The organism is Deinococcus indicus, assembly GCF_002198095.1.
GTDB lineage: Bacteria > Deinococcota > Deinococci > Deinococcales > Deinococcaceae > Deinococcus > Deinococcus caeni.
In genome coordinates, this window is the sequence record NZ_NHMK01000022.1 from 63438 (window position 1) to 87954 (window position 24517).

Here is a 24517-nt window from a genome sequence, read left to right on the forward strand (position 1 = left end):
CCGGCATGAGCAGGACGATCTTCATGCTGAGGGGGGCTCTGGGGGTGTACTGGGATCTTTATCATCCGGTGCTGTAAGAACTGCCAGCTTTGACAGGGTGTCAGCATGAAGGCCGCTGCCGTGTACACGGGAAAGGTAAGCCACGCTTTTCCACCAGCTTGACGAATAGTTCACGCATCGCCTCAGCGTGAGAGAAATTTTTTGCATTTCCAGCGCCCAAGACCTTCATGAGACAGGCGGACACAAGGGTAAGAGTGGTGAAGCCCCCCCTCTCATAACTTCCACCAAAGAGGACACCCTGGAGCCTGACGCTCCTTCTCTCCCCTCACGACCTGGAGGTCACCTCATGAATCACGTTTCCCGTACGCTGCTGCTGTCCGCCGCCCTGGCCCTGACCGGAACCGGTCTGGCCGCCGGCACCGCCCCGAACACCGTGATCAACAACAAGGCCGTCCTGACCTACCGCGACGCCCTGAACGCCCCGCGCAGCGTCGACTCGAACGTCGCGACCGTCACGGTCCGTCAGGTGTTCGCCGTGACCGTCACGCCCGACAGCCCCGAGGCGCCCATCGCGCCGGCCCGCGCGTTCGCCACCTTCGCCGGCGGCACCCGCCAGATCCCCTACACCCTGACCAACCCCGGCAACGGCACCGACAGCTACACCCTGAGCGTCACGCAGTCCACGACCGACGGCTTCGACGCCGGCATCCGCATCCTGCGCGGCGGCGTGGAAGTCACCGGCCCCATTACCCTGACCGCCGACACCAGCGCCGACCTGATCATCGAGGCGACCGTTCCCGCCGGCACCGCCGACGGACTGGCCTCCCGCTTCGCGCTGGTCGCCACGTCGAACGGCAACGGCACCGTCGTCGACTCGGACAACTACGCGCAGCTGACCGTCAGCGCCGCCGGCCAGCTGAACCTCGGCCTGAGCGTCTCGCCGACCGGCCCCGTCAACCCCGGCAGCACCCTGTCGTACACCTTCAGCGCCACCGTGCCCACCGGCAGCCCGGCGCGCGGCGTGACCGGCGTCGTCACCGTGGACGGCGCGCCCCGCAACGGCATCCTGCTGAGCGACCCGCTCACCAACCAGACCTTCGCCGCCATGGGCGCCGCCACCTTCACGGTCGGCGCCGGCAACAGCACGCCCGCCCCCGCCCTGGTGCGCCTGTACTCCACCGACGGCGGCGTCACCTGGACGGCCACCGCGCCCGCCACCCTGGCGAACGTGAACGCCGCAGCGCTGCTCGTCGAGGGCAGCGGCGACCTGCTCGCCGCCGGCGACAGCGTGAGCCTGACCTTCGACGCCCGCGTACCGGACGGCGCCCTGGCGAACACCACCATCAGCAACAGCGTGAACGGCATCTTCGACGGCAACGCCGACGGCGACGGCGCCGACACCGGCGAGCGCCCGGTCAGCCCGGCCACCAGCGTGACGGTCGCCACCGTCAGCCGCGCCGCCGTCGGCCCGTTCAGCTTCCCCGAGGCGGGCGCGCCCTCCACCGGCACGTACACCTACGGCGGCGTGACCATCGAGCGTAGCGGCGACACCCAGACCACCGTCACGGACGTCGTGGCCGGCAGCACCGTCACCTTCCGCGAGACCCTCAAGAACACCGGGAACGCCACGAACACCTTCACCCTGGCCGTCAGCGGCGCCCCCGCCGGCTGGACCTGCACGGTCCGCAACATCGACGCCGGCGGCACGCTGGGCTCCGTGATCTCCTCGTCCGTGACGCTGGCCGCCGGCGCCACGCTGGAATTCGCCGTCACGTGCTCGGTGCCGTTCTCGGCCGCCGGCACGACGAACACCGCTCTGACCGTCAGCGCCACCCCCAGCGGCGGCGCGGCCGACACGACCACCAGCGTGATCGCCAACGTCACGGCCGCCGGCCTGCCGGTCCTGGGCAACAGCGACCGCGACAGCGCCACCGCCCCGAGCACCACGCCCGTCACGGTCAGCGCGAACCCCGGTCAGGACGCCGTGTTCCCGCTGGAGCTGCGCAACGGCGGCCCCGCCGAGGAAGCCTTCATCCTGAGCGGCCCCACCGGCACCCGCTACTACATCGACACGAACAACAACGGCGTCCTGGACGGCGGTGACACCGAACTGACCGGCCCGACCGCCCCGATCGCGGCTGGCGGCACCCTGTTCCTGCTGGCCGTCACGCCCATCCCGGCCGGCGCCGTGGCGGGCGACACCAACGTCACCGTCACCGCGACCTCCACCACCGACGCGGGCCGCGTGACCAGCGTGACCAACGTGGCGCGCACGAACTCGGTCACGAGCGGCACCTTCGCCCCGAACGGCGCGCAGAGCACCATCAGCGGCGGCAGCGTCGTCTACACGCACACCCTGACGAACACCGGCAACGACAACGCCGACTTCACCGTTCCGGCCGTCACGTCCGGGCAGGGCTTCGCGTACGCCTTCTCGACCAGTGCCTCGGGTCCCTTCACCTCGACCCTGAGCGGCACGGTCGCGCGCAGCGGCACGCAGAACATCTACGTGCAGGTCACGGCGCCCGCCGGCCTGGCCGGCAACGCCACGCCCAGCGAGACGGCCACCATCCGCGTCAACCTGACCGCGCAGCGTGACCCGCGCGTCACCGTCGCCCTGAGCGTCGACGACACCACCAGCGTGCAGTCCGTCGTGGCCAGCGTCACCAAGACCGTCGAGCTGTGCAACGACGCCACCTGCACCGCCGTCACGCCCGTCACGGACGGCCGCGTGAACCCCGGCGACTACCTGCGCTACACCCTGGTCGTCAGCAACGACGGCAGCAGCGTCCTGAACAACGCCGTCCTCGAAGACCAGCTGCCGGTCGACGCGAGCAACAACGTCGTCACCAGCTACGTGAAACTGGGAGCCAGCAGCGCCAGCGTGCTGTTCAGCACGAACGGCGGCACCAACTGGTTCAGCAGCGCCACCTCGCCCGCCAGCCTGAACGGCGCGCGCGGCAGCTTCCTGGCGGCGCTCGACACGAACGGCGACAACACCATCACCGCTGCGGACATCCTGAACCCCGGCGCGACCTTCACCGTGACCTTCGTGGTCCGGGTCAACTGAGGCGACGTGTTTACCCTCTCCTCCACTGCTGTCCGGTCGGCCCTGCTGATCACGCTGACCATGCTCGGCGCTGGAACGGTCCGTGCCGGGGAGATCCGTAACACCGCCGCGCTGCGCGCCACCGTCCCCGGCGGCCCACAGGTCCTGATTCCGTCGAACACCGTGACGCTGCGGGCGCAGGAGCCCTGCACGCCCAGCGTCACGCCCGACGGGCAGCCGGGCGCGGCGCGGGTAATCAGCAGCGCCGCGCCCGGCACCATCCTCATTCCGTACACGGTGGGCGTCCAGGGCGACCAGGGGGGCCCCGTCACCCTGAACGCCAGCCTGCTCGAGGCGACCGAGGGCGTGCAGGTGCGCGTGCAGGACAGCGCCGCCGCCGACGCCCGCGAACTGACCAGCCTGACCCTGAACCCCGGACAGTCGCGGGAGGTGACGGTCGCCGTGACCGTCACCCGCGCCCTGACCGCCACGCTGAACGTGAACCTCGCCGCGACCTGCGGCGGGCGCAGCGACAGCGTGAACGTCACGCAGGTGCGCCTGCAACCCGTCGCGGCGCTGCTGCTGAGTCACAGCGTCACCCCGGTCCTGGCGCAGCCGGGCGACGAACCCACCTTCACCCTGACCCTCCCGGTCAGCGTGCCGGCGGGCGGGTCGGCGTCCCTGACCGTGACGCTGCCCGCCGGCCTGAGCTACGTGCCGGACAGCGCCCAGCTCGGCGCGAACGGCGCGCCGGTCACGGCGACCGTCAGCGCCGACGGGCGGCAGGTCACGTTCACGCCCGGCACGGTCAGCGCCGGGCAGACCCTGACCGTCACGTACCGCGCCCGCATCGGCGTGGAAGCCGTGGACGGCTCGGGCCGCGAGCAGGACCTCAGCGCGACCGGCGTGGCGACCGTCACCGGCCCGGACGGACAGGTCACGCGCAGCAATGAGGCCAGCGCGACCGTGCGCGTCACGCCCGGCGTGTTCGACCGCCGCGCCACCCTGATCGGCGAGGTGTTCCTGGACGTGAACGGCAACGGCCGCCGCGACCCGCAGGATTCCCCGCTGGCCGGCGCGCGCGTGCTGCTCGCCAGTGGCGTGCAGGCCGTGACCGACGAGATGGGCCGCTACGCCCTGCGCAACCTGACGCCCGGCCCGTGGCTGGTCACGCTCGACCGGGACACCGCGCCGTTCGCGCCGGTGCCGGGCTTCGGGCCGCGCGTGGCGGACGTGTTCGCCCTGACCCGCCTGGACTTCGCGCTGCAGCAGCCGAGCGCCGTGACCGGCAGCGGCCTGCCGTCCGGCGCCAGCGCCCCCATGAACACCACCGTCCGTCAGGGACCGCTGCTGATCACCCGCAGCGTCTCCCCCACCGCCGGCGGCGGCAGCGTCGTCACGCTGACCGTCAGCAGCGCCCGCCCGGTGCAGGACGTGACCGTCACGGACCGCGCCACGCCCGACGGCGAGGCCCGCACCTTCGCGCTGGGCGTCCTGTCCTCCGCCGTGACACTGCAGTACGTCACCCTCACACCGGCCGGCTCGAACGACCCGGACGTGCTCTGGAGAGAACCATGAAGGTCCCCCTCACGCCTTCTTCCGCCCCCGCCCCCGTTCGCCCCGCCTCCTCCCCGCACCGACTGCCGCGCCTGCTGGCCCTGAGCGCCCTGCTGCTCAGCAGCGCGCAGGCGGCCCCGGTCGCGCTGCGCGCCGTGCTGAACAGCCCGGACGGCGTGGCCGTTCCGGTCAGCGTGGACCTCAGCGGCCCGGCCCTCACGGGCGGGCCGCGCACGGTCCGCATTCCGGTCGGCGGAACGCTGCTGGACCTGCCCGAAGGCCGGTACGACCTGCGCCTGAGCAGCGCCGGCGCCCGCCTGGACCAGACCGAAGTGACAGTCGGGGCCGGCGGCGCCGACGTGACGCTGACCGTGCAGCCGGACGTGACCGTCACGCTGGACGTGCCGGAGTCCGCGCCGGTCGGCAGCACCGTCACCGCCCGCATCACGCTGCGCTCGGCGTACAGCGACACCCTGACCCTCACGCCGGAGCTGAGCCTGGACGAGGGACTGGTCGCCAGCCCCGTGAACCTCACCCGGACCCTCGCAGCCGGCGGGACTGTCACGGCCGAGGTCCCGGTCCTGATCGGCACGGCCGGCCCGCTGGAACTGCGGCTGGCGCTGCCGGGCCTGGAGGAGCCGGTCACGGCGCAGGTGCAGGGCACCCAACCGGGCCGGCTGATCGTGACCGCCACCCGCGACCTGGAAGCGGCGGGCCGCGCGACCCTGACGGTCGAGAATCCGGGCGGGCCGCTGACCGTGCCGGTCACCCTGAGCGGCGCGGGCGTCCGCGTGCAGGGCGAGGACGGCCAGCCGGTCGCGACCCTCACGCTCGACGAGGGCGAGAGCCGCACCCTGACGCTGGAGGGCGGGCCCGGCGCGCCGGGACCCGTGACCGTCACGCTGGGCAGCGCCGTGATCCGCGTGCCGCTCGCGGACAGCCGGCCGGACCTGCGCGCCGCGCTGAACGTCTCGCCGGCCGACCCGCTGCCGGGCGAGACCGTGACCATCACCCTGGACGCCCGCAACCTGGGCGCGGCCGCGCTGAGCGGCGACCTGACGGTGCAGTGGCCCGCGTGGCTGACCCCGCAGGACAGCCCGGCCGGGCCGCTGGTCGTGCCGGCCGGCGGGAGCGCGCGGCGCGAGTGGACGGCCCGCGTGGCCTTCGGGGCGCCCGAGAGCGGCGCCGTGGAGGTCAGCGGCGCCGGCGACCTGGCCCCGCTGAACCTGAGTGCCGCGCTGCGCCGCACGCTGCTGACCCTGCGGGTCCTGCCGGCCGCGCCGCAGGAGGCGGGATTCGGGGCGGAACTGCCGGTATTCGTGCAGAACCCCACCGCGCGCCCCGTGACGGTCACGCTGGGCAGCGTCGCCGTGCCGCCCCCCGTGGCGGTGCAGGCGCCGCGTGTGCAGATCCGCCCGGAAGCGGACGGCGCGCCCCCCGCCCCGAAAGACGAGACGCCAGCCGAACCGGAGGACACCCGCCCGCAGGTGACGCTCGCGCCGTACGGCAGCGCCGTCGCCCGCCTGCCGTACACGACCGCCGAGGAGGGCGTCACGACCCTGACCGTCACGCCCGAGGTGGACGGCCAGATCGCCGGCGCGCCGCTGAGCGGACCGCTGACCTTCACGGCCCGCCCGCAGCCCACCCGCTCGACCGTGATCACCCTGCCGTTCAGCGTGCGCGGCCTGACCACCGGCTCGCTGCTGGCCGCGCACCTGCCGCCCGAGGGCGCGGCGTACCGCGCCGGCAGCAGCGAACTGCGCGTCGGGGACCGCGTCACGGCGCTGCCGGACCCGCGCGTCGGGGAGGGCGGCCGCCTGTACTGGACGCTCCCGGCCGGCACGACCGGCGGGACGCTGGCGTACACGGCCGCGCACGTCGGCGTGATCGGCACGCCCGAGACGCTGGGCCTGAGCGCCCGCGTGGGCGAACGCGACCTGATCCTGTCCGGCAGCGTGGACGCCGCCGACGCCGCCCGCGCCGCTGCCCTGAGCGCCACGGAACGCGACGGCCTGATCCGCTCGCCGCGCGACGGCGTGATTCTCGCCGAGGGCGCCCGCACGAACGTCACGCTGGAAGGCCCGTCGAACGTGCCCGTCACCCTGAAGGTGAACGGGCAGGTCATCCCGGAATCGCTGCTCGGCGAGGCCGGGCAGGGGCAGGGCGTGTCGCGGCTGGTGTACATCGGCCTGCCGCTGAGCGTCGGCGAGAACCTGATCGAGGCGACCTTCGGGCAGCAGAGTGACCGCGTGCGCGTCCGCGTGCCCGGACAGGCCGAGCGGCTGGACCTGAGCCTCGAGGAGGGCGTCACCGCCGACGGCAGCACCCCGGTGGCGCTGCTGGTCCGCACCGTGGACGCCCAGGGGCTGCCCAGCGGCGCCGGGCAGGTCACGCTCTCGACGGACCTCGAACCGCTCGACCCGGACGCCGACCCGCAGACCGCCGGCTACCAGGTGAACCTGACCGGCGGCGTGGCCCGCGTGCGCCTGGAACCCCTCAGCAGCGCCCGCAACGTGAACGTGCAGGCCGCGCTGGGTAACCTGCGCGCGAGCCGCGCGCTGTTCGTGGACGTGCCGGGCGAGACGATCGTCACGTACCAGGCGAGCGCCGGGGTGCGGTACTCGCCGGCCAGCGGCCTGAACTTCGAGGCGCAGGCGCGCGGGTACGCCGAAGTTCCGCTGCTGGGCGGGGCGCTCCAGGCGTCCGCCGACACGACCGGCCTGCCCGCGCTGACCTCGGCCGCCAGCGCCGGGAAACGCTTCGCGCTGACCGGCAGCGGCACCGAGTCCCGCACGAACCTCAGCAGCGACCTGGGCTTCGCGTTCCGCTACGAGCGGCGCGACCTGAGCCTCGGGTACTACGACGGGGCGCTGGCCCTGGCGCCGCTGTCGTCCCTGCCGCGCGCCAGTGCGCTGCGCGGCGAGCTGCGGCGCGGCCCCTGGAGCGTGCGCGCCCTGGCGGCCCGCACGCCCAACGGGAGCGTCACCGAGACCATCCAGCCGGACGGGGGCCGCAGCTACCTGCTGTCCAGCCTGCCGCGCGTCGGCAGCGAGCGCGTGACGCTGATCAGCGGCGCGTCCGAACAGACCCTCCAGGCGGGCCGCGACTACCAGCTCGACGGACTGACCGGCCGCCTGACCCTGGCGTCCCCGCTGGGCCTGTACGGCCCGGACTTCGAGCCGCAGCGGCTGTCCGTGGCGTACGTGCCGCAGGGTGCCGGCGCCCTGGAACTGACGCTGGGCGCCGGCCTGAGCTACGCGCAGGGTCCCTGGACCCTGGACGGCGGCGTGGCCCGCACCGGGTCCGAATTCCGGTACGGCGCGCAGGTGCAGTACCGCACGCTGCCGCTCACGGTGCTCGCCTCGTACCGGCTGGACCCGGAAGCGCCGCGCGGCCGCTTCGGGATCGACGCGCAGTACCGCGAGGGGCCGGTCACGGCCAGCGCCGCGTACACCGCCGAACCCACCCCGGACGCCGCGACGGTGCGGGGCGTGGGCGAGGTCACGTACCGGCAGGCGACGTTCGGCGTGAAACTCCAGCACCGCGTGCAGACCGGCGACCAGCGCGTCTCGCTGACCGCCGACCGGCCGCTGGACAGCCGCTGGACCGTCGGCGCCGGGGCGGAGGTCGTGTTCCCGACCGCCACTGAGGGCACCGGCCTGAACGGCGTGGTCCTGGCCCGCTACGCCCAGGACCGCACGAGCGCCGAGGTGCAGCACTCGCAGCCGCTGCTGGGCGCCGCCCGGCCGCAGTCGCGCCTGAACGTCAACTACCGCCTGAGTTCCACCGCCAACCTGCTCGGACGCCTGCAACAGACCTGGGGGGAGGAGGGCTCGCTGATCGGCGAGGTCGGCGTGCAGCAGCAGCTGGGCAACGCGAACCTGAACGTGTCGTACCAGCTGCCCGGCGCGAGCGGCCAGAGCAGCCGCGCGCGCTTCGGGGTGGACGTGCCGATCAACGTGACCGAGCGCATCAAGGCGAACGTCAGCGCGTCGGTCGCGCGGGAACTGTCCACGGGCCTGAACTCCGCGACCGGCGCTCTTGGCGTGCGGTACCTCAGCGAGACCTTCTCGGCGTCGCTGGGCGTGGACGCCTCGCGCGGGACCGACACCCGCCTGACCGTGCGCGGCGGCGCGACCGGCACGCTCGGGCAGCACGTCCTGAGCGTGGACGGCAGCGTGCAGGTGCTGCCCGCCACGCAGGCGCAGCTGACCCTGAGCCACGCGTGGCGCACCGACCGCCTGGCGCTGCTGCAGTACCACCGCCTGGGCAACACGGATTCCAGCAGCGTCGGCACGGTGCTGGAAGGCGAGATCGCGCTGGACACGCAGTTCCCGCTGCCCCGCACGGCGGCCCAGGCTGAGGCCGCTCCGGAAGGCGAGCCGGCAGCCGCGACGACCCCGCCGGAGAACGCCGCCCCGGCGCGCACCCTGTCGCTGCAACCCAGCTTCGCGTACCGCGTGCCCGTCACGGACCGTCAGAAGAGCACCTACCAGGGGGGCCTGAGCCTGACCGTGCCCCTCACCGACCGCCTGAGTGCCGGCCTGAACAGCTACCTGATCTCGCAGCCGGGCCTGAACTCCCTGAACCTCACCTACGGCGCGGACCTGCGCTACCGGGTCAACGACAACCTGCGTGTCTTGGCCGGGTACACCGCGGGCGCGACCGGCACGGCCGCCGGCCTGACCACCGGCGCCAACCCCGGCGTGTTCCTCCGCGCCGACCTGTCTGGAGGCCGCTGATGCCCCGAATGAACCGACCGAACCGGGCGCCGCGCTGGCTCTCCCGCCTGGCGTTGCTGCTGACCCTGCTCGTCTCCTGGAATGCCGGCGCGCAGGCCGGGTCCTGCTCGGCCGTCGCGTGCGTCGCGGCCGGGCCGCGCCTGCTGAGCGTGGACTCGCAGCGCAGCGTGATCCTGAACGGCCTGTTCCAGGGACTGCTGGGCGGCGGGTCCCTGACCCTGAGTGCCGCCGACTGGAACGCCATCGCGAACGCCGACGTGAACCTGGGCCTGTTCCTGAACGCCCTGAAGGCCGGGGCGGACGTCGGCACGACCGCCGGGGCCCTGAACACCGACGTGACGCTGCTGCAGGTGCTGGACGTGGCCGCGCAGGCCGCGCAGACCTCCGGGAACACGGCCGCCGTGAACGCCCTGAACCTGCTGCGGCCCGCGCTGTCGGCCCCGAACGGCACCATCCGGCTGGGTGACCTGCTGAAGCTGGAAGGAAGCAGCGCCGCGTTCCTGACCTCGCAGGTGAACCTGCTCAACCTCCTGACCGGCAGCGTGCAGCTGTTCAACTACCGCAACGCCGTGACCACCCCCACGCCGGTCACGCTGAATGCCCTGAACGTGAGCCTGTCAGGCCTGGGGCTGGGCGTGAACGCGGTCACGCCGACCGTGCGGGTGTACCTGCAGGTCATCGAGCCGCCGGTGTACCGCTGCGGGCCGCAGGGCACGCAGTTCAACACGGCTGCCATCCGCGCCAAGCTGAACGTGAACCTGGGCGGCGTGCAACTGAACGCCCTCGGCCTGACCGGCGGGAAACTCACGCTGACCACCCTGGACCTGTACCTGGAGGTCGCGAAGGCCAGCGGCACCATCGGCACGGTCGACGCGATCAACCGCGCGCTGAGCCTGGACGCGCAGCCCGGAGTGGCGCAGCTGGGCCTGGGGCAGATCAGCGACAGCGTGTTCTTCAACCGGTCTAACGCCAATTACGAAAATCCTTTCGGCCTGCTCACGCAGGCGACCATCGGCACGGTGGATCTGAGCGTGCGGGTGCCAGTGCCGCTGCTGCCGGATCTGATAGTGCCGATCGTGCTGAACGTCCGTGCCAAGGCCTTGGCGGACAACACCTACCTGCTGTCGACCACCACCGCTGCTGGCCCCTACCCGCAGACGTACACGGTCGGCAGCAGCAGCGCCGCCGTCGGCACGCTGGTCGGCACGCTGCTCACCAGCCTGGGCACGCCCGGCAACCTCACCCTGGAACTCCGCGACCCCGCGCCGCTGGTCCCCACGGCGCTCCTGACGGGCACGATCAGCGCGGCGCTGTCCCCGGTCCTGAGCACCCTGGGCCTGGTCCTGCGCCCCGTGCTGGAAGCCGTGCTGATGGCGACGGTCGATCAGGTGCTGCGCCTGCTGGGCATCGGCATCGGCGAAGCCGTGTTCACGGTCGGCGGCGTCGGGAACGTCTGCGCGGTCACCGGCGTGGTGTACCACGACCGTCAGCCCGACGGCACGCGCGACGCCGAGAACTGGGACGGCCCCACCACCTTCGTGAACGCCGTGACGGGCGGGCGCGTGCAGGCCTCCGCGGCCGTTCCGGCCGGCGCCGGCACCTTCACGCTGGCGCTCGGCGAGGGCACCTACACCCTGCCGGTGGCGCGCACCGCCGCCGCGATCAGCGCCGGCAACCCCGCCGGGTTCGTGTTCGTCAGCCCACTGAACGGCACCCGCACCGTGACCGTCACGGCCGCGAGCACCTCGGTCCCCGAGCAGGAATTCGGGCTGTTCCAGGGCGACCGCCTGAGCGGCGTGGTGTTCCGTGACGACGGACGCGGCCCCGGCGGCGCCGCCCACGACGTGACGCAGCAGGGCGCCGAGACGGCCCTGGGGGCCCGCACCCTGACCGTCAGCGGCACCCAGGCGGGCGCGGCCGTGACCCGCAGCGCCGTGACCGCCGCGGACGGCTCGTACACGCTGTTCGTGCCGGGCGACTGGACCGGCGTGACCTTCCGGTCCGGCGCGTCCGCCACCGAGGTCGTGACCGGCGTGCGCCTGAACGGCGTGGCCGCCCTGACCGGCGACGTGAGCGACCCGGCCCTGCGCGACTACGCGCTGCCCGCCCCGAGCGGCGCGGACCAGACCCTGAACGCCGGCCTGACCGGACGGGTCGGCCTGACCCCGGACCGCAGCGGGCGTGGCGAGGCGCCGCTGACCGTGCGATACGCCCACACCTTCACGCCCGGCACGACCGGCACGGTCTCGTTCGCCACGACCGGCGGTTTCGGCGGGCAGGTGTTCCTGGACAGCGACTGTAACGGCGTGGTCAGCGACGCCGAGCGGACCGCCGTGGGCAGCGTCACCGTGGACGACAGCTGGCCGCGCCTGCCGGACGGCCGCCTGCGCAGCTGCGCGCTGGAGGTCGAGGTGACCGTCCCGGCCGGCACGGCGGTCGGCACGACCCGCGCGACCTTCGCGACCGCCAGCCTCGCCTGGGCCGGCCGGCCGGACGTGCAGGACCTCGCCAGCGTGACCGACACGACCACCGTCACGCCCGGCGCGGAACTCGTCAAGACCGTCGAGAACCTCACGCGGGCCGACGGGGTGATCGCCCCGGCCGTAGACGCCCTGCCGAACGAGCGCCTGCGTTACTGCCTGAACGTCCGCAACACCACCCCCGACCCCCTGACGGGCGTGACCGTCTCGGACACGTTGCAGGGCGTCGCGGCGTACGTGCCGGGCAGCCTGACCCTGGAAGGCGCGGCGCTGACCGACGCCGCCGACACCGACGCCGGCGAGATCGTGACCCGCACCATCACGGTGCGCCTGCCGGACCTGACGGTCGGCGCCACGCAGCGGGTATGCTTCGAGGTGCTGGTGCCCTGACGCCGCCCCCGTCGCCAGCGGGCAGGGGGAGGAGGGCCGGCGCGGCTCCCTCCCCCTGCCCGCCGTCTCCCCCTGCCCACACGGAAAGAGTTTCGTGAGGCCCGGCGCGACATGCTGCGGGCAGGTCACCCCGGAGGATGATGCGCAGACCGCTCCGCACGCAGGTTCCGCCGCGCCGCCCCGCTCCTGCCGGGTGGCGGCCGGCATGGTGGGGGGCGGCCGGGTGGGGGGCGCCGGAGGCGCCGGAAGTCGTCCGCGTGAAGCTGCGCGGCTACCTGTTCGCGCTGCTGTGTGCCGCGCCGGGCCTGACGCTGCTGCTGCTGGACCTGCTGGACCGCGCGGCGTGGCTGACGGCGGGACTGCACCTGGGCGTCATGGCCGGGTCGCTGCTGCTGTTCGTGCTGGTGTGGCGGCGGCCGGCGCGGCTGCCGCTGGCCGAGCGGGTGTTCGCGGGCCTGCTGACCCTCAGCGGGGTGGGCTTCCTGGGCACGTACGCGCAGCGGCCCGAACAGGTCCTGAGCTTCGAGCTGCTGGGGAACGTGCTGCTGTTCATCGTGGCGGGCCTGCTGCTGGTGCTGCCGCCGCGCGCGTCCATTCCGCTGGCGGTCGGGCTGCTGATCACGTACCGGCTGGAAGTCTCGCTGCTCAGCGGCGTGGCGCCGGAGCAGCTGCGCACGGCGCAGTGGGTGAACACCGGCATGTTCTCGCTGCTGGTGGTGGGCGTGGTCATGCGCGGCACGCTCTCGGAACTGGCGGGGCGCACGCACGCGCTGCGGGAACTGGCGTCCCGTGACGCCCTGACCGGCCTGCTCAACCGCCGGGGGTTCGAGGAGCAGACCGGCGACCAGCCGGGCCGCGAGCGAGGCGCGCTGCTGCTGCTGGACGTGGACTCCTTCAAGGCCGTCAACGACCGCCACGGGCACGCGGCGGGCGACGAGGTGCTGGCCGCCGTGGGGCGGGTCCTGGCCGGGCACGTGCCGGGCGGGGCCGTGGCGGCCCGCTGGGGCGGCGAGGAGTTCATCGTGTGGGCGCCGCTGGACCTGGGAGGCGCGGCGCGGCTGGCCGAACGGCTGCGCGCGGCGGTCGAGCGGGCCGTGTGGAACGACCTGCGCGTGACCGTGAGTGTCGGCGTGAGCGACTGGCCGGCCGGCGAGGACCTGCGCGGCGCCTTCCGGCAGGCGGACGACGCCCTGTACGCCGCCAAGCGCGGTGGGCGCAACCGGGTGGTGCTGGCCGGAGCAGATTCGCCCTGATACGGATTCCATCTGTTTTGCTGACAGCCCGGCGCGCCCTCTGCCCCCGTTCAGGTGGGCAGTGCGGTCCTGGTGCGGGCGGATGACCTACCATGCAGTCGATGCCGTCCGATTCCTTTCCGTCTTCTTCAACGGCACCCGGCGCCAGGGCCGGTGCGGCGCGGCGTCCGGCGCTGCTGGAACAGCTCCTGCACAGCGACGAGCTGACGTACCGCGCGGGGCAGGCGGTGGCCGTGATTCACGCGCACCGGCAGCGTGGCCACTGGCTGCGGCTGCTGCTGCTGCCCGGCGCGACGCCGGAGGTCGCGGCGCTGCTCGGCGAGCGGCTGCAACGGCCGGGTGCCAGCGTGGGCCTGGGGTCGTCGCTGGGGCACGCGCAGCACCTGCTGGGCCGCTGCGGCGCGCCGCTGGGGACCGATCCGGCGCCGCTGCACGCGCTGGTGGCGGCGGGCGGGGTGCTGGAAGTCATTCCCGGCAGCCTGGAGGCGCAGGTGGCGGCGTTCACGCAGACGCTGGCCGGGGCGCTGGACGCGCAGGTGCGGGCGGCCCAGCCGGTCGCGGCGCGGGGGCTGTTCTCGTTCCGGCGCTCCCGCGGGCCGGACCCGGACGTGTCGGTACGGGCGGAGCAGGACGTGCAGGAGGCGCTGCGGGCGCTGCGCGGGGCGCTGGGCGACTTCCAGGCGGTGCCGTTGCGGGGTGCGGCCCTGGACTGGGACGACGTGCCGCTGCCCTGACGGCCCGGTCCCGGTCCTGCCCGGACGCGCGGTTCTTCCGGTAGTGGGGGGACCGCGTGTCTGGCATGATGGATCCATGAGCCACGGAGCAGACACTGAGCAGCAGCGGCTGGCGGCCCTGGCCCGGTACGCGGTGCTCGATACGCTGCCCGAGCGCGCCTTCGACCGGGTCACGCATCTGGCCGCGCGGCTGTTCGGGGCGCCCATCGCGCTGATCTCGCTGGTGGATCAGGACCGGCAGTGGTTCAAGGCCTGCCTGGGGCTGGACACGCGGCAGACGGACCGGTCGCTGTCGTTCTGCGCGCACACGATTCTGGGCGACGGGGTGATGGTCATCCCGGACGCGCGGCAGGACCCGCGTTTCGCCGGGAACGCGCTGGTGACGGGTGAGCCGTTCATCCGGTTCTATGCGGGGGCGCCGCTGGTCACGCCGGACGGGTTCAAGCTGGGCAGTCTGTGCGTGATCGATCCGCAGCCGCGCGCGGCGTTCAGCGCGGAGGATCAGGCGGCCCTGACGGACCTGGCGGGCATGGTCGTGAGTGAACTGGAGTTGCGGTTCACGAAGCGGGAACTGGAGACCGAGGCGCAGGGCCGCGCGCAGATGGTGAGGTTCCTGCGCGAGACGCAGGCGGTGAACGAGGCGCTGCTGGGCGTCAGTACCCTGACGCAGCTGGACCTGCCGCCGCAGGACACGGCGGCCTTCGCCATCGAGCTGATCGCGCAGGCGGGGCAGGTGGACTGGGCGGCGCTGGCGGCGGTGGAGGCCGGGGGCAGTTCGGCGCTGAACATGTGGAACGTCACGCCGGCCGGGGAGGCGTTCTCGGACCTGATGCCGCGTCACCTGCCGCCGGGTCAGGGTGTCGTGTGGTCGGTCGCGCAGGGCGTGGAGGCGCGGTATGAACGGCAGTACGCGGCGCTGCCGGACGCCTCGGAGGCGGTCGTGCAGGCGGGCGCGCAGGCGATCGCGTGGCTGCCGCTGGGCACGTACGGGGAGCAGAGCCTCGTGATGATCTTCGCGGTGCTGCGCCCCGAGGCGCGCTGGTCGGCGCGGCATCGGGAGCTGTTCGAGGCGGCGGCGAACGTCATGCGGCAGGCCATGAGCATGCGGGAGATCACGCGGCAGGCCTCGGTCTCGGCGCGCACGGACCTGCTGACGGGGCTGGGGAACCGCCGCGCGTTTCTGGAGGACGCCGAGGTGCCGTCCGGGCAGCTGGGCGTGGTGGACGTGGACGGCCTGAAGGGCGTGAACGACACGCAGGGTCATGCGGCGGGGGACGAGCTGCTGCGGGTGTTCGGCGGGGCGCTGCGCGACGGGTGCCCGCCGGGCGGCGCGGCCTACCGGATCGGCGGGGACGAGTTCGCGCTGCTGCTGCCCGGCGGGGGCCGGGGTGCGCTGGAGGGCTGGGTGACGGGCGCGGTCGCGGCCGTTCACGCGGCGGGCTTCCCGGAGGCGGGCGCGTCGTTCGGAGCGGCGCACTGGCCGGGCGGCGCCGAGGATCACGCGGCGGCCCTGCAACTGGCCGACCACCGGCTGTACGAGCAGAAGCGGTCGCGCACACCCTCACGCTGACGCTCCTGCCCCGGCCCGGAGCGTCACCGTGGCTTGACGCCCTGTCAACCCACGGTTAACCTGCGGCATGACCGCCGACCCGCCCCTGACCCTGCACCCCCATGTCCGGGAGCGGCGGCAGGCGCTGGGCATGGGCGCGGCGGACCTGGCCCGGCAGGTGGGCATCTCGCGGCAGGCGCTGCACAAGATCGAGGTGGGCGCGTCGGTGCCCGCCACGCTGCTGGCCTTCCGGCTGGCCGCCGCCCTGCACGTCCGGGTGGACGACCTGTTCACCCTGGGCGGCGCGGCGCAAGCGCCGACCCTGCCGGCCCGCAGCGCGGCGCCGCTGCCGCCCGGCACCCGCGTGGCGCTGGCCCGCCTGCCGGACCCGGCGGGCGGCGAGGACCTGCTGGCCGTGCCCCTGCCCGCCGGGTCCTTTCACGTTCCGGCCGACGCGACCGTGACGGCCACTGCGCCGGACGGCACCCTGAGCGCCCGGCCGCTCGCCCCGGCTGACGAGGTCCGGGCGGCGGCGGCGCGCACGGCCGTCCTGACCGGCTGCGACCCGGCGCTGGACCTGCTCGTCACGCACGCCGCCCGCCTGGACCCGGCCGCGCGGGTGGTCCTGCACGCCGCGTCCAGCCTCCCGGCGCTGCGGGCCGTGGCGCAGGGGCAGGCGCACGCGGCGGGCCTGCACCTGTGGGACGCGGCGAGCGGCACCTCGAACCTGCCGTTCACGCGCCGCGCGCTGGGACCCGCCACGCTGTTCACGCTGTGGACCTGGGCGCAGGGACTGCTGCTGGCCCCCGGAAACCCGCGCGGCGTGCGCGGCCCGGCCGACCTGGGCCGCGCGGACGTGCGCCTCGCCACGCGCGAGCCGGGTTCCGGCAGTCGCCTGCTGCTGGACGGCTGGCTGCGCGCGGCGGGCCTGCCGCACCCGCCGGCCGTCGCCGTGGCCGGCAGTCCGTTGGAGGCCGCGTCGCTGGTGGCGGCCGGGCAGGCGGACGCTGCGCCGGGGCCGCGCTCGGCGGCGCTGGCGGCCGGGCTGGCGTTCGTGCCGCTCCAGACCGAACGCTTCGATCTGGCCGTCCCGGACGGGCACGCGCGGCATCCGGGCGTGCTGGCGCTGCTGGGCGCGGCCCGCAGCGCCGCGTTCCGCGCGGACCTGCACGCCCTGGGCGGGTACGACGCGGCGCAGGCGGGCGAGGTCTGGCAGCGCAGCCTCCCCGACCCCGACCCGCCGCTCTCCCTGGAGGTCCACCCGTGAATCACCGCCCGACCCGCCCGCCTGCCTCCCGCGCCCGCGCGCCGCGTCGGCCGTCGCTGACCGGCCGCCTCCTGACCGGCCTGTTTCTGCCGGCCCTACTGCTGAGCGGGGGGGCGCAGGCGGCGGCGCTGACCGTGTTCGCCGCGTCCTCGCTGACCGACGCATTCACCGAGATCGGCCGGGACTTCGACCGGCAGACCGGGAACCGCACGACCTTCCAGTTCGCCGGTTCGCAGACGCTGCGCACCCAGCTGGAGAACGGCGCGCGCGCCGACGTGTTCGCCAGCGCCAGCGACACGCAGTTCACGCCGCTGGTCGGGAAGGTCGTCGCGGCGCGGCAGGTGTTCGCCCGCAACACCCTGACCGTGATCGTGCCGCGCGGCAGCGCGCGGGTCCGGACCCTGGCGGACCTGACCCGGCCGGGCCTGCGGATCGTGATCGCCGCGCCGGGCGTGCCGGCCGGCGAGTACACCCGGCAGCTGCTGGCCGCCGTGGACCGCGCCGGCACGTACGGCCAGGACTACGCCGCGCGGTTCATGAAGAACGTGGTGAGCGAGGAACCGAACGTGCGGCAGGTGGCGCTGAAGGTGCAGCTGGGCGAGGCGGACGCCGCCGTCGTGTACACCAGCGACGTGACGCCCGCCCTGAAGGCCCGCGTGCAGGCCGTGGCGCTGCCCAGCCGGTTCGCGGCGCTGACCCCGTACCCGGTCGGGGTGACGCTGGACTCGCGCAGCGCGCCGCAGGCACGGGCGTTCGTGGCGTACCTGCTGTCCCCGGACGGGCAACGCACCCTGAGGAAGTGGGGGTTCCGCGCTGCCCGGTAGGTCGCCCGGCCCGGCGGGGCGGCGGCCGCCCACGCTGCCGCTGCTGCTGGCCGGCCTGATGACCGCGTTCCTGCTGCTGCCCACCCTGACGCTGCTCGCGCGCGGCCTGAACGCCTCGTTCCTGCCGACCCTGCTGAGTCCCGCCGTGACCGACACGCTGCGCGTGAGCCTCTGGACGACCGGCCTGAGCGTCCTGCTGACCGCGGCGCTCGTCACGCCGGTCGCGTTCCTGCTGGCCCGCTTCGACTTCCGGGGCAAGGCGGTGCTCGAAACCCTGCTGGACCTGCCGGTGGTGCTGCCGCCGGTCGTGGCGGGCCTGGGGCTGCTGCTGGTGTTCGGCCGGACCGGGCTGCTGGGCGCGCCGCTGGAACTCGCGGGCGTCAGCGTGGCGTTCACGCCGGCCGCCGTGGTCATGGCGCAGCTGTTCACGTCCGCGCCGTTCTACCTGCGGGCGGCCCGCGCGGGGTTCAGCGCCGTGGACCGCGACGTGGAACAGGCCGCGCAGATCGACGGGGCGGGGCGGGCGCAGGTGTTCCGTTTCATCACGTGGCCGCTGGCGTTCCCGTTCCTGCTCGAAGGGCTGGTGCTCGCCTGGGCGCGCGCGCTGGGCGAGTTCGGCGCGACGATCCTGTTCGCCGGGTCGCTCCAGGGGCGCACGCGCACTGTGACGCTCTCCGTGTACGCCGCGCTGGAAAGCGACCTGGGGCCTGCGCTGGTCCTGTCGGCCGTGATGGTCTGCGTGGCGTTCACGGTGCTGCTGGTCGTCCGCAGTCTCGCCGCCCGGCGCGGCTGACGCGACCTCTACCCGCGCGCCGCGAGGTGGCGGGCCAGCAGGGCCAGTGCGTCCTGCACGGCGGCCCGGTCCGGGGTCTGGGGCGGTGCGGTGCTGGAGCGCAGGATCAGTTCCGGGCGGGTCACGACCGGCGTGGGCGGCGGGTCCCCGGCGAGCTGCGCGAGCAGGTGCGTGAACGCGCGGGCGCCCAGCGTGGGGAAGTCCTGCCGGACGGTGCTGAGCGGCGGGATCAGCAGCGCGCTTTCCGGGGTGTCGTCGTACCCGATGACCGAGACGTCGGCCGGGACGTTCAGGCCGCGTTCCCACAGGGCGCGCAGCGCGCCGACCGCCATCTGGTCGTTGGCGACGAGCAGCGCCGTGAAGGGCGGCCCGGCCAGCAGCGTCTGCGCGGCGAGGTACCCGCCGTGCGGGCTCCAGTCGCCGCTGACGGCCGCGACCGGCGTCAGGTCGTGCGCGGCCAGCACCTGCCGCCAGCCGTGTTCGCGGGTGTTCTCGACGACCGCCTGGCCGGGCGGCGTGATGAACGCGACGCGGGTGTGGCCCAGGTCCAGCAGGTGCCGGGCGGCGAGGCGGGCGCCGTACTCCTGGTCGAGCAGCGCGGCCGGGACGGGCGTGTCCGGGGTGACGTCCATGAACACGCTCGGGAGGTCCGGCAGGCGGCGGCGCAGTGTGGCGGCGTCGGCGGGGGTCATGGAGGCGTTGATGAGGACGCCGTCCACCTGTCGCTCGCGCAGGGCGCGGACGGCGTGCGTGACGGCCGCGAGGCTGTCTTCCGGGACGATGGAGACGATCAGGCTGTACCCGGCGGCGCGGGCGGCGCGTTCGATGCCGGCGGTCAGCTGGGACGGGGCGTGCAGGGACAGGTCGTTCGTGACGAACCCGACCGTGAAGGTCCGCTGCCGGGCGAGGCTGGTGGCGAGGCGGTTGGGGACGTAGTCGAGCTGCGCGGCGGCCTGCGTGACGCGCGTGCGGGTGCGGGCCGAGACGTTCGGCAGGTTGTTCACGACCCGCGAGACGGTCTGCTGGGACACCCCGGCGAGGGCGGCGACGTCCGCGAGGGTGACGGGAGTACGGGCACGCATGACCGGTATGTTAACCCTAACATCGGCACACTTTCAGGGCGGACGGGGATCCGTCAGGGCAGGGTCAGGCGACCAGCCGGTCAGTCACGAGGAGGCATCCTCCAACATCTCAGTCGATCTGGTCGGCAAAAGACTCCGCCGGCCAGTTGACCCTCTTCCAATCGGCCGATCAATCGTGCCTGCCGCACACATGTTAACCTTCACAATTTCTAGGGTAGGCCTCACATCACTGCACCCTCTCCCTGTCCAGGACGCCGCCGGGCTTCCACACCTGCCGTCTGCACGGCCGCCGTCCACACACGGCGCACGCGGCGGCCGGCTCCTGTTCGTTGCCCCGCCCCCCCCTTCCGTAGTCGCTCTCCCCAGTAGCCCCTTCCAGCAGCTCTTTCCAGCAGGTGACGTATGCGCGATTCCACCCACCCCTCCAGTCTGTCCACCCTGCAGCCCGCGCCGCTGCTGCTGGGTGTGTGCGACTACCCTGAACACGTCGATCCCGCCAGCTGGCCCGAACACGCCCGGCAGCAGCGGGCGCTGGGCCTGCGCTTCGTGCGGCTGGCCGAATTCGCCTGGAGCCGCCTGGAACCCCGCCCCGGCGAGTTCAACTGGGCGTGGCTGGATCAGGCCATCGAGGTCGCGGTCGCGGCGGGCCTGCAGGTGGTGCTGTGTACGCCCACCGCCGCGCCGCCCGCGTGGCTGGTCGAGGCGCACCCGGAGATCCTCCCGGTCGGCCGTGACGGGCGGCGGCGCACGGCCGGGTCGCGCCGACACGCGGACCTGAGCAGCCCGGCCTTCCGGGAGGCGTCCGTGCGGATCACGCAGGCCATGGCCGAGCGGTACGGGTCGCACCCGGCCCTGATCGGCTGGCAGACCGACAACGAGTTCGGGTGGGGCGACACCGCGCAGGGCTTCACGCCCGCCGCGCAGGCGGCCTTCCAGGCGTGGCTGCGCGGGCGCTACGGCACCACCGACGCCCTGAACGACGCCTGGGGGAACGTGTTCTGGAGCATGGAGTACAGCGACTGGACGCAGATCCCGCTGCCCGGTCAGGGCGTGTCGGCCAGCAGTCCGTCGCACGTGCTGGACTTCATGCGCTTCAGTTCCGCGCAGGTCGCGGCGTTCCAGGCAGATCAGGTGACGCTGCTGCGCCAGCACTCGCCCGGCCGGTTCGTGACGCACAACTTCATGGGGTTCTTCAGCGCCTTCGACCACTACGAGGTGGCCGCCGGACTGGATTTCGCCGCGTGGGACAACTACCCGACCGGCACGCTGGGCGCCCTGGACGAGTGGAAGCTGCTGGACCCGGCGTTCGCGCTGACGTACGCCCGCACCGGGCACCCGGACGTCACGGCCTTCAACCACGACCTGTACCGGGGCCTGACCGGCGCCGGGCGGGGCCTGTGGATCCTGGAACAGCAGTGCGGGCAGGTGGACTGGGCGCCCAGCAACCCGCTGCCCGCGCCGGGCGCCGTGAACCTGTGGACCGCGCAGGCCTGGGCGCACGGCGCGGACGCCGTGACGTACTTCCGCTGGCAGGCCGCGACGATGGCGCAGGAGATCCTGCACTCGGGCCTGCTGCGCCACGACGGTACGCCCGACCGGGGCGCGGCCGAGGTCTCAGGCACCGACCCGGCCCGCTACCCCTGCGTGCCGGTCCGCAACCGCGTGGCGCTGCTGCACGACTACGAGAGCCTGTGGCTGTACGGCGCGCAGCCGCACGCGCAGCACCTGAATTACTGGGCGCAGGTGTTCACGTACTACCGCGAGCTGCGCCGACTGGGCGTGGACGTGGACATCCTACATCCGGACAGCCCGCTCGACCGTTACGACCTGATCGTCGCGCCGGCCCTGACCCTGATGACCCCGGAACGCGCCCGGCACCTGCGCGCCGCCGCCGGGCACAGCCGCGTGGTGTTCGGGCCGCGCACCGCCTTCCGCACCGCGTCCGGCCGGACCGTGCAGACCGCGCCGGGCGGCCTCCTGGCGCAGCTGACCGGTGCGCGGCTCCAGAACTTCGATTCGCTGCCGGTGGGCCTGCCGCAGTCGGTCGGCGGGCACCGCGCGGACCTGTGGGCCGAAAGTTACGTGCCCGAGGACCCGGCCACCGAGGTCCTGCACCGCTACGAGGGCGGCCCGCTGGACGGCGAGGCGGCCGTGACCCGGCGCGGTCTGGTCACCCTGATCGGCGCGCACAGCCCCGGCCTGATCGGCGAGGTGCTGGCCGGGGCGCTGCGGGCCGCGAACATCCCCACCCTGGATCTGCCCGAGGGCGTGCGGCTGTCCCGGCGCGGCGAGGTGACGCTCCTGCAGAACTGGAACGCGCAGCCCGTGACGTGGTGCGCCCTGGAACTCGCGCCCGTCAGCACCACGTTCCTGCGGACCGCCGAGGTGCAGGCCCGCGCCGCGCCGCACCTGCACCCCTCACCCGGCACCCCGCCCGCCGCATCTGCCGAGCCCCGCCTCAAGGAGTCCACATGAATTCCAGACTGTTGCCGCTCACCGCCCTGCTGACCCTCGCGCTGCCCGCCTGCTCTGCGGCCACCACCCCCCAGACCGACGCGTTCATGCGCGGCGTGGACGTCTCCGAGGCGCGGGACGCCGAGCGCAGCGGCGTGCAGTTCCGCGACCTGGACGGGCAGGTGAAACCGGCGCTGCAGATCATCCGGGATCACCGCTACGACTGGGTGCGGGTGCGCCTGATGATCGACCCGGACGGCCGCTACGGCCTGACCCAGGACCTGCCGTACGTGAAGGCCATGATGCTCGACGCGCAGAAACACAACATGAAGGTGCTGCTCGACCTGCACTACTCGCACTGGTGGGCCGATCCCGGCGGGCAGTGGCTCCCGGACCGCTGGAAGGGCCAGGACACGGCGACCCTGAGCGCCTCGGTGTACGACTACACGCGCGGCGTCATGAACGAACTGAAGGCGCAGGGCACCCCGCCGGACATGGTGCAGGTCGGCAACGAGATCAACGGCGGGATGCTGTGGGAACCGGGCCGCATCCGCAACGACGACATGACCACCTTCGCGGCCCTGGCGAACGCCGGCACGCGCGCCGTGCACGACGCCCAGCCCGGCACGCCCGTCATGATCCACATCGCCAAGATCGGTGACGCCGACGACACCGTCGCGTGGTACCGCGCCTTCGCGAAGGCCGGCGGGCAGTTCGACACCATCGGCCTGTCGTACTACCCGATGTGGCACGGCACCTTCGAGGACCTGGGCGACTCCATCCGGAAACTGAAGACAGCGTTCGGGAAACCCGTGATCGTCGCCGAGACGGCGCTGTACTGGGACACCAACGAGAAAGGCTACGACAACGTCCCGTACCCGCAGACCCGTCAGGGACAGCTGGACTACCTGCGGGCCCTCACGCCGGTCGTGCGGCAGGCGGGCGGCAGCGGCCTGTTCTACTGGGGCGCCTTCTGGTCCCAGAGCAGCCGCTGGCTGAAAGCCGACTGGACCGACGACGACGCCTCGCGCCGCTCGCTGTTCGACGACGACGCCCGCGCCACGCCCGCCATCGACGGCCTGAACTGACCGCCCCACCCCGGAGGACTCCATGAAGAAACTGCTCACCCTGACCGCCCTCGTGCTGACCGCCCAGGCCTCGGCCGCCACCCTGACCGTCTGGAACCACTTCACGGACGCCAGCGAGGTCGCGTGGCTCCAGGCGCAGGTCGCCGCGTACACCAAGGCCAGCGGAAATAAGGTCAGCATCGTGTCCGTACCGCTCGACCAGATTCCGGACAAGCTGATCCAGGCCGCGCCCAAGGGCCAGGGACCGGACCTGATCGTCACGCTGCCGCAGGACCGCCTGGGACAGCTCGCGGCGGCCGGCGTGGTCGAACCGCTCGACCGCTACCTGACCACCCGCACCGACCTCGACAAGACCGCCCTGAGCGCCATGACGTACGGCGGCAAGCTGTTCGGCCTGCCCATGTTCGCCGAGTCGGTCGCGCTGATCTACAACAAGAAACTCGTGCCGAAAGCGCCCGCCACCTGGGACGAGTTCATCCGCGCCGCGCAGACGAACACCGCCAACGGCCGCTACGGCTTCCTGATGGACCTCAGCAACGCCTACGCCAATTACGGCGTGTTCAGCGCGTACGGCGGCTACATCTTCAAGAACAACGCCGGCACCCTGAACGTCAAGGACGTCGGCATCGGCAACGCCGGCGCGCAGAAGGCCCTGGGTCTGCTCAACGACCTGCGCTACCGGTACAAACTCGTGCCCGAGGGCGTCAGCGCCGACGCCGCCAAGGGCGCGTTCGTGGACGGCCGCCTCGCCATGTTCATCACGGGACCGTGGGACATGGGGGACATCCGCAAGGCCGGCATCGACTTCGGCATCACGACGCTCCCCACCCCTCCCGGCGCGACCGGCAAATGGAGCCCGTTCGTGGGCGTGCAGGGCGTGATCCTGAACGCCTATGGCAAGAACAAGGTCGCCTCCAGCGCCCTGGCGCGCAGCCTCGTGAGCCGCGCCTCGCAGACCAGCTTCAACCAGGCGGGCGGCCGCATCCCGGTCAGCCTCGCGGCCCGCACGCAACTGAAGAGCAACCCGGTCGTGCAGGGCTTCGGGCGGGCCATCTCGGCCGGGACGCCCATGCCGAACGTGCCGCAGATGGGGTCCATCTGGGGACCGTGGGGCAACGCGGTCGCGCAGGCCGTGCAGAAACCCACGCCGGACTACCGGTCCATCCTGGACGCCGCCATGAAGGAGATCAATGGAAGCATAAAGTAGCGCCGATCGCGCAGACCTGGTCGGACGCGCCCCCTGTCACCCGGCAGG

Annotated in this window: 14 protein-coding genes; 13 read left to right on the forward strand and 1 reads right to left on the reverse strand. The window is 73.3% G+C overall.

Going from position 1 to position 24517, the window contains the following annotated elements; all coding sequences use genetic code 11:
* Window positions 1–346 precede the first annotated feature (346 nt).
* From CBQ26_RS14580 to CBQ26_RS14625, 10 genes are all read left to right on the forward strand, one after another.
* Complete coding sequence (locus CBQ26_RS14580; RefSeq protein WP_088249370.1) at window positions 347–3070, forward strand: beta strand repeat-containing protein; 2724 nt, start codon at window positions 347–349, stop codon at window positions 3068–3070.
* 6 nt (window positions 3071–3076) lie between these two features.
* Window positions 3077–4627, forward strand: coding sequence for a hypothetical protein (locus tag CBQ26_RS14585; protein ID WP_088249371.1), 1551 nt, complete (start codon window positions 3077–3079; stop codon window positions 4625–4627).
* Window positions 4624–9348 carry an alpha-2-macroglobulin family protein gene (locus tag CBQ26_RS14590; RefSeq protein ID WP_088249372.1) on the forward strand — a complete coding sequence of 1575 codons (4725 nt, stop codon included), beginning with the start codon at window positions 4624–4626 and terminating at the stop codon, window positions 9346–9348. Before CBQ26_RS14585 ends, CBQ26_RS14590 begins: the two co-directional genes overlap by 4 nt.
* Window positions 9348–12218, forward strand: coding sequence for a Tad domain-containing protein (locus CBQ26_RS14595; protein WP_143342150.1), 2871 nt, complete (start codon window positions 9348–9350; stop codon window positions 12216–12218). The genes CBQ26_RS14590 and CBQ26_RS14595 overlap by 1 nt, the downstream gene beginning before the upstream one ends.
* 140 nt (window positions 12219–12358) lie before the next feature.
* Window positions 12359–13471 (forward strand): GGDEF domain-containing protein, encoded by a 1113-nt coding sequence (locus tag CBQ26_RS14600; RefSeq protein ID WP_143342151.1) that lies wholly within the window; start codon window positions 12359–12361, stop codon window positions 13469–13471.
* 101 nt (window positions 13472–13572) lie between these two features.
* The gene (locus CBQ26_RS14605) at window positions 13573–14205 is read left to right on the forward strand and encodes a hypothetical protein (protein WP_088249375.1); all 633 of its coding nucleotides are present in this window, start codon (window positions 13573–13575) and stop codon (window positions 14203–14205) included.
* A gap of 76 nt (window positions 14206–14281) precedes the next feature.
* Window positions 14282–15775, forward strand: a complete 1494-nt coding sequence (locus CBQ26_RS22885; RefSeq protein ID WP_172418109.1) for a sensor domain-containing diguanylate cyclase — start codon at window positions 14282–14284, stop codon at window positions 15773–15775.
* A 67-nt stretch (window positions 15776–15842) separates the two neighbouring features.
* Window positions 15843–17021 carry a substrate-binding domain-containing protein gene (locus CBQ26_RS14615; protein WP_088249376.1) on the forward strand — a complete coding sequence of 393 codons (1179 nt, stop codon included), beginning with the start codon at window positions 15843–15845 and terminating at the stop codon, window positions 17019–17021.
* A complete protein-coding gene (modA, locus tag CBQ26_RS14620) occupies window positions 17018–17845 on the forward strand; it encodes a molybdate ABC transporter substrate-binding protein (protein ID WP_308430614.1) in 828 nt (275 codons plus the stop codon). The genes CBQ26_RS14615 and modA overlap by 4 nt, the downstream gene beginning before the upstream one ends.
* Window positions 17846–17903: 58 nt before the next feature.
* On the forward strand, window positions 17904–18638 hold the full coding sequence (locus tag CBQ26_RS14625; RefSeq protein ID WP_088249377.1) for an ABC transporter permease: 735 nt from the start codon (window positions 17904–17906) through the stop codon (window positions 18636–18638).
* An 8-nt stretch (window positions 18639–18646) separates the two neighbouring features.
* On the opposite strand, the gene CBQ26_RS14630 is transcribed toward CBQ26_RS14625, so the two are convergent.
* A complete protein-coding gene (locus CBQ26_RS14630; RefSeq protein WP_088249378.1) occupies window positions 18647–19720 on the reverse strand; it encodes a LacI family DNA-binding transcriptional regulator in 1074 nt (357 codons plus the stop codon).
* Between the two features lie 402 nt (window positions 19721–20122).
* On the opposite strand from CBQ26_RS14630, the gene CBQ26_RS14635 reads away from it, so the two are divergent.
* The 3 genes from CBQ26_RS14635 to CBQ26_RS14645 are packed head-to-tail and all read left to right on the forward strand — an operon-like array spanning window position 20123 to window position 24469.
* Window positions 20123–22195 (forward strand): beta-galactosidase, encoded by a 2073-nt coding sequence (locus CBQ26_RS14635; RefSeq protein ID WP_088249379.1) that lies wholly within the window; start codon window positions 20123–20125, stop codon window positions 22193–22195.
* The gene (locus CBQ26_RS14640) at window positions 22192–23262 is read left to right on the forward strand and encodes a glycoside hydrolase family 53 protein (RefSeq protein ID WP_088249380.1); all 1071 of its coding nucleotides are present in this window, start codon (window positions 22192–22194) and stop codon (window positions 23260–23262) included. Before CBQ26_RS14635 ends, CBQ26_RS14640 begins: the two co-directional genes overlap by 4 nt.
* Before the next feature lie 22 nt (window positions 23263–23284).
* Complete coding sequence (locus CBQ26_RS14645; RefSeq protein WP_088249381.1) at window positions 23285–24469, forward strand: sugar ABC transporter substrate-binding protein; 1185 nt, start codon at window positions 23285–23287, stop codon at window positions 24467–24469.
* Window positions 24470–24517 lie beyond the last annotated feature (48 nt).